Here is a 1,749-nt window from a genome sequence, read left to right as displayed (position 1 = left end):
GCGCAGGGAATAGTCGGGGGGCACCACCAGGGGCGCCTTGGTGACGACGCGGAATTCGTCAGGGGTCACCTTGGTCATGCCAAGGGCGCCCCGCGCCGAGCTGCAGCCGGCCAGACCGACCGCGGCGAGCAGGGCGCCGGCGAGGATCACGCGGTTGAGGGTCATGACATACGCTCCTAAGGCCGCCCCCGGCCGAAAGTCCATTGCATTAGCGCAAACCGGGTCCCGGCGCCAACGGCTTAGGCTCGGGACTCCTTCCGCAGGCTGTCCAGCAGCAGCAGGATGACGCCCACCGTAATGGCCGCATCGGCGATGTTGAACACCCAGGGAAAATAGAGCCGCGAGACGTCGATGAAGTCCACCACCGCGCCGAACCGCGCCCGGTCGATGGCGTTGCCCACCGCCCCGCCCATGACCAGGCCCAGGGCCGCGGCCATCAGGCGTCGCTCGCTCTTGCGGGCCCAGACCGCCAGGGCGGCGGCCACCACCAGGGAGAAGGCCACCAGGAGCCAGCGGCCCAGATCCTGATCGGCGCGCATGAGGCCGAAGCTGACCCCCTGGTTCCAGACCATGGTCAGATGAAAGGGACCGGCGACCTTCTCGCTGATCCGGGCCGGCAGGTCGAAGACGAACAGGATCCAGTGCTTGGAGATCTGGTCCAGAACGAGAACCAGCAGGGCCAGCCCATAGGCCAGCGCGCCGTTGCGGTTGATCAGGCGCAAGCTCAGCCTCCCGACCGGGCGGCGTCCCAGGCGGCCACAGCCTCGGCGTCGCGCAGGGACAGGTCAGGATAGCGCGGATCGCTCCCCACTTCCGGAAGGATGCGCCAGGAGCGCGCGCACTTGCGGCCCTCCGCCCGCAGGGGCTCCACGGCCACCGCCGGCTGATGGGCCAGACGGAAGGCTTCGGAGGGGCCTTCGCCCGCCACGAGGGTCGCCTGGCTGGTGCGGAAGACCTCGGCAGGGTCCAGCCCTTCGAAGGCCGCCAGGAGGTCGGCGTCGCTCACATGCACGCGGGGGGCGGCCTCCAGGGCGGCGCCCAGGCGCTTTTCCCGCCGTTCCACTTCCAGGGCGCCGGTGACCACCTCGGTGACCGCCTGGACCTTGGCCCAGCGGGCGGCCTCGGCCGGGTTGCGCCACTCGGCGGGGGTCTCAGGGAAGACCCGCAGGGCGTTGGCTTGGGCCTCGGGGAAGCGGGTGGTCCAGGCCTCCTCGGTGGTGAAGGGCATGAGGGGCGCCAGCCAGATGGTCAGCCGCTCGAACGCCAGGTCCATAACGGTGCGCGCCGCGCGCCGGCGCAGGGCGTTGGGCTGGTCGCAATAGAGGGCGTCGCGGCGGACGTCGAAGAACAGGGCCGAGAGCTCTTCCTGGCAGAAGGCGATGAGCGGCCGGATCACGTCCTGAAAGGCGTAGGCCTCGTAGGCGGCCCGCACCTCTGCGTCCAGTTCCTGCAGACGGTGCAGGATGAACCGCTCCAGGGGCGGCATCTCGTCCAGGGCGACGGCCTCAGCCGGCGAATAGCCGGCCAGGGCGCCCAGCATGTAGCGCAGGGTGTTGCGCAGCTTGCGATAGGCGTCGCTGGTGGTGGCCAGGATGGTCTTGCCGATCCGCTGGTCGTCCGAATAGTCCACCATGGCGGCCCAAAGGCGGATGATCTCGGCGCCGGACTCCTTGATCACCTGGTGGGGATCGACGGTGTTGCCCTTGGACTTGGACATCTTCTCGCCGTTCTCGTCCATGGTGAAGCCAT

At 69.4% G+C, this 1,749-nt stretch carries 3 protein-coding genes; all 3 read right to left on the bottom strand.

Annotation, left to right across the window (positions count from 1 at the left end; genetic code table 11):
- Nucleotides 1-165: DUF3035 domain-containing protein (locus V7D28_RS15210; protein WP_333588224.1), on the bottom strand; the 165-nt coding region annotated here is incomplete at its 3' end.
- Nucleotides 166-239: 74 nt separating this feature from the next.
- Nucleotides 240-722: a signal peptidase II gene (lspA, locus tag V7D28_RS15205; RefSeq protein ID WP_333588223.1), complete on the bottom strand. Its 483-nt coding sequence runs from the start codon at nt 720-722 to the stop codon at nt 240-242.
- A 2-nt stretch (nt 723-724) separates the two neighbouring features.
- On the bottom strand, nt 725-1,749 hold a 1,025-nt coding region (locus V7D28_RS15200; RefSeq protein ID WP_333588222.1), incomplete at its 5' end, for a class I tRNA ligase family protein.

This window comes from Phenylobacterium sp. (genome assembly GCF_036723115.1).
Taxonomy (GTDB): domain Bacteria; phylum Pseudomonadota; class Alphaproteobacteria; order Caulobacterales; family Caulobacteraceae; genus Phenylobacterium.
The sequence above is the reverse complement of the archived record's forward strand: the minus strand, read 5'-3'. Positions and strand labels throughout refer to the sequence as shown.